Below are 4,297 nucleotides of genomic sequence, written 5' to 3'. Positions count from 1 at the left end.
ACATCCGGTAGAGGTAGGAGAAGAGACCGCGCTGGTGCCGCCGCACCAGTTCCTCGAACGCACCGAGGTCCCCGGCCTGCGCTCTGCGCACAAGGTCGGCGTCGTCGCTGACCGGAACTCCGGGGTCGCTCAACAAGGTTCCCTCTCCAGAGCGGGCCCCATGCAACAGACGTGACCTGCGGGATTGCTCATCTCTGACGTGAGGATAGGCCCTTCGGCGTCGGTGTCAAAGACGTCCCTCTGCATCACTTGCCGGCGTCTCCGACGGCGCAGAGGCAGCCAACGGCGACGTCGTCATAAGCGGCGAGACCCGGGGTTCCCGGGTCTCGCTGATTGGAAACGGCAGGGTCTACTCGATGGTAGTCAGCTTGCTCACTGCCTGGTATCCGCCGGCAGTCATCCGGCAGAACCAGGTGCCGCGGCCCACCGGACGGCCCAACTGGTCCCGTCCGTCCCAGACTACCTGGTGCAGTCCGGACTCCCTGCTACCTGACTCGAGCACGCGCACCAATTCGCCGGTGGTCGAGAATACCCGCAGATCGACCGGCGACGCCTGGGCCAACGAGTAGCGGATGGTTGCCTGCGTGCGCGCCGGGTTCTGGCTGCTGCCGAAGAGTGTAAACCGGGCATTGCCCATCGGCTGCTCCTCGAAGCCGGCAGGCACGACGTAGACCGACTTGGTCAACTGGTTGTTGTCGGTTACCAGGTCAGTCTTGAGGGTCGCGGATGAACAGCGAACCGGGAAGGTTCCGAGCGTGGCCGGCGTCCAGATGTCAAAGAACGCGGTGTCGGTCTTGCCCGGCTGCAGCGCGACTCTGACGCTGTCAAAGTAGAAGTCGCTGACGTAGAACCTCACCCTCGCCATGTCGGCCACCGTGCCCAGGTTCTTCACCTCGACGGCAGGCGCGTAGCCGCGGTCCAGCTCCACGGTGTCGAGAGGCACGAGAATCGCGGTCACGGCTATGTCATCGACGTTGACCGTCAGGGTGGTCCTGGCCACGTCATTGCTGCTGATGTCGTCGGTGGTAAGCTCGGTTGAGCAGGTGACCGCAAAGCTGCCCCGCGCCGGCGCCGTCCATTGTGGGAACTGCACGTACACGGTCTGGCCCGGCTGATGGTTCGTTACCGTGACCGTAGTGTCGTAGCCGGCGCCAACCCTCATCCGCACCGGGTAGGTCTCAACGTTGCTCCGGTAGTTCCGCAGCGAGCAGGCCGGCGTTACCACCGTTCCCGAGTCCATCGAACCGGTTGGTGCCAGGAGCCGCGCTACGCCGACGTCGTGCTCGATCTTGTCAGGCAGATACTGCTCGATAACAGCCCTGATCGCCGACTCATTGAACCCTTCGCCCCAGTACCGGACGATTCCCGCCGTGTCGATCACATAGTTCGTTGGCAGACCGCCGCTATGTCGGTAGGCCGCCCAGACCGTGCCCGGGTCGCGCAGGTACATGTTGGTGTTCTGCCGTGCCCACGGCTTGACGATGGAGTCCATGCTCTCGTTGATATTGATCGCGAGAGCCTCGAATCCGTGTGGCGCATAGTCGTTATGGAAGGAGGAAAGGCGAGGCAACTCCTCGCGGCAGTACGGTCACCACTGCTGCCAGAACAGGATCATCACCACCCTGCCGCGAAACTCGGTCAGTTGGTGGTTCACCCAGGCGGTGTCCGGGATGTTGAATTCCGTCGCCTGGTCGCCGACGTTGAGCACGGCCAGTGCTGCCGAGGGTGCCGATAGGAGCACCATCAGCAGGACGACAAGAAGCGCTTTAGCCTTCATGGTTCCTTCTTTGCTGACTAGTTGCCTTTCGATCCACTATTCGCCTCACTAGAGTCTAGCCTCGTCCTACCGAGGGTCAAGGCTGTGCCGATGTGACCTTTGCCGTCCGGGCACCGGCTGGGCATCCGCTTGACAGGAAGTCGGCTGGGCCTAGTATTGTCTACTTCGACGCGGCCATAGCTCAGGGGTAGAGCTCCGGCTTCCCAAGCCTCCGGACCGGGTGCTTGGTCAGCCAGCAGCCTACAGCGTGAGGCTTGTGGCTTGAAGCTGATACTGCGGCCATAGCTCAGGGGTAGAGCTCCGGCTTCCCAAGCCGGTTACACGGGTTCGATTCCCGTTGGCCGCTTTTTCCGTTTTGCCCGCCAGTTTCCAGGTCTGACTGGTGAATGTACAGAAAGGAGTTCTCGCGCGTTTCCTGGTACCGCTGCTGGCTGCCCTGGTCGCTTCGGCGGCCGCGGACTCGCTTGACTACTCCCGCCAGACAGTCGTTGTCGTAACTGTCGACTCCGGGACCCGCAGCCTGCACAGCACCGATGTCCTCAAGGAACGCATGCTGCAAACCCTCAGGGCCGCCTCCTATGACCGGGACTGGACGGTCGGCTCCTATCTCTCTTCTCATTCTCTCGTGCAGCGCCGGTTGGAACGGCTGAACCTCCCGGGCGAGCGCCTGGGAACGAAGTACCTGTCGGACGGCACCATCTCGACCGAGTATGGATTTCCGCTGACCGGCGCAGTGCTCGAGTTGATGCTACCGGTGAGGAGCGCCCCGCACCTGCAGGGCCGGACCGCGTGCCCCTGCTGCGGCCAGCCCTGGCCCGAAGGCAAGGAGCCGCCGGCCGACCTGGAGCTCGTCCCCTACGAGACCGATGGTGCGCCCGAGTACAGCGGCATCCTGGTCGACGCCAAAGGACTGGCATCCCGTCCCGCTCTCTTCCCTCAGGTGGTGACCGAATCCGGCGACGACGTCTTCAGTTCGGACTTTGCAGAACCGGAGCAAGCAGCCCAGCACGGGCTGGTCGGCTACTACTCTGACCGACCCCAGGCCTTGGCTGCCGAACGCGTCGGCTCAGACCCGCTCATCGTTCGCGCCTTGGCGGTGACCGGCCCGAATTCCTGTGACCTGGTCATCAGCCGTGCCGACGCGGCGCGGATTCATGGCTCCAGGTCGAATCTGGAACTCCTCAGCCGCTGCCGTGTCGGCTTCCTCGTGGACTAGGACGAAGGCGACTATGGACACTAGACTCTGGACTCCGGAATTGGGAATCAGGAATTCGGATTTGGTCATTTCCTCCTGATCGTGCCCTGGTACGGCTTCATCCATCCGATCATCGCCCTCGGCACACTCGCACTTGGGCTGGTAACCGCCCAGGTAAGCCTGTCCAAGGTCAGCGACTGGGACTTCCCGATGCGACGTCAGCGCGGCCGTTCCATCTACTTCCTGCTGCTCTGCCTGGCCAATTTCGTCATGGGTCTGTTCGTCAACATGGGCCTGCGCGGCATTCACAAGGGAGTCGAGCTTTCCGGCCACATGACGCTCTCGATCATCGTGCTTGTCGCCGCCCTGGTCGCCGCGCTCATCACCTTCACCCGCAGCCAGCCCGGCCAGACGCCGCCGCACATGCGCTGGCACGCCACCCTCATGATCCTCGCCGTCGCCCTGATGCTCACGATGACCTTCCTCACGGGACTGAAGATCATCGGCTTCTGAGCATTTCTACCCCCCGCACCTCGCCGACCGCCGACCGCCGTCGCCGGGCGTTGCGCGTTCGCGCCATCCTGCGCCGCGCCTGGACGCGCCTGGACGCGCCGGTCAAGTTGATGCCGCAGCCGGACCCCTTCCGGATTCTCGTTTCGGCCGTCCTTTCCACCCGCACCCAGGACCCGGTTACTGCGGCAGCATCGGCCCGCCTGTTCAGTCGCGCCGCCGACCCGCGTACCCTGTCACATCTGAACCCGACCCGGATTCAGAAGCTCATCTATCCGGTCGGCTTCTATCGCACGAAAGCGAGGCTGCTGCCGCGGCTGGCTCGAATGCTGGTGGAGCGGTGGGACGAAGAAGTGCCGCGCACGATGGCGGAACTGCTGGAGCTGCCCGGTGTCGGCCGCAAGGTCGCGAGCATCGTCCTCAGTCACGGATACGGCCTGCCGGCAATCGCGGTGGACACGCATGTGCAGCGGATCTCGAACCGGCTGGATCTGGTGCGTACTCGTCGGCCGACGGATACGGAAGTCGGGTTGATGGCGATTCTGCCGCGCCATGCCTGGAAGGACATGAACCACTTGCTGGTGGCGCTGGGGCAGACCATCTGCCGTCCGCGGCAGCCGCTCTGCTCAGCCTGCCCGCTCAGCCGGCTCTGCCCAAGGCGCGGAGTGCCCCGTGAAAAGAGTAAGTAGAGGAAGGTTGATTGTGAAACCCGCTCCGTTCTCACCATTCACTATTCACAACTCGCTCTTTGCGGACGCAGGACATGAGAACCACCCGATATGCCGGCCGGTAGGCTCGCCGATACGTCAACGAGT

Annotated in this window: 6 protein-coding genes and 1 tRNA gene; 4 read left to right on the top strand and 3 right to left on the bottom strand. The window is 63.5% G+C overall.

What is annotated here, in order from left to right; all coding sequences use genetic code 11:
• From FJY68_13665 to FJY68_13655, 3 genes are all read right to left on the bottom strand, one after another.
• Nucleotides 1–133: RNA polymerase subunit sigma-70 (locus FJY68_13665; protein MBM3332872.1), on the bottom strand; the 133-nt coding region annotated here is incomplete at its 3' end.
• A 216-nt stretch (nucleotides 134–349) separates the two neighbouring features.
• The gene (locus FJY68_13660) at nucleotides 350–1,570 is read right to left on the bottom strand and encodes a hypothetical protein (protein ID MBM3332871.1); all 1,221 of its coding nucleotides are present in this window, start codon (nucleotides 1,568–1,570) and stop codon (nucleotides 350–352) included.
• Between the two features lie 18 nt (nucleotides 1,571–1,588).
• Nucleotides 1,589–1,777, bottom strand: a complete 189-nt coding sequence (locus tag FJY68_13655; GenBank protein ID MBM3332870.1) for a redoxin domain-containing protein — start codon at nucleotides 1,775–1,777, stop codon at nucleotides 1,589–1,591.
• A gap of 275 nt (nucleotides 1,778–2,052) precedes the next feature.
• Between FJY68_13655 and FJY68_13650 the strand changes: the two genes are divergently transcribed.
• The 4 genes from FJY68_13650 (at nucleotide 2,053) to FJY68_13635 (ending at nucleotide 4,171) form a co-directional block, all read left to right on the top strand.
• Nucleotides 2,053–2,123: transfer RNA gene (locus tag FJY68_13650), tRNA-Gly, on the top strand.
• A 36-nt stretch (nucleotides 2,124–2,159) separates the two neighbouring features.
• Entirely contained in the window at nucleotides 2,160–2,993 is an 834-nt protein-coding gene (locus FJY68_13645; protein ID MBM3332869.1) for a hypothetical protein, read from the top strand.
• Nucleotides 2,994–3,074: 81 nt separating this feature from the next.
• Nucleotides 3,075–3,485 carry a hypothetical protein gene (locus FJY68_13640; protein ID MBM3332868.1) on the top strand — a complete coding sequence of 137 codons (411 nt, stop codon included), beginning with the start codon at nucleotides 3,075–3,077 and terminating at the stop codon, nucleotides 3,483–3,485.
• Nucleotides 3,486–3,595: 110 nt separating this feature from the next.
• The gene (locus FJY68_13635) at nucleotides 3,596–4,171 is read left to right on the top strand and encodes an endonuclease III (GenBank protein ID MBM3332867.1); all 576 of its coding nucleotides are present in this window, start codon (nucleotides 3,596–3,598) and stop codon (nucleotides 4,169–4,171) included.
• The last annotated feature ends 126 nt before the right edge of the window (nucleotides 4,172–4,297 follow it).

Source organism: candidate division WOR-3 bacterium (genome assembly GCA_016867815.1).
Lineage (GTDB): Bacteria > Hydrothermota > Tepidihabitantia > Tepidihabitantales > Tepidihabitantaceae > UBA2258.
Note: the sequence above shows the minus strand (reverse complement) of the source record. Positions and strands in the feature narration are given on the sequence as shown.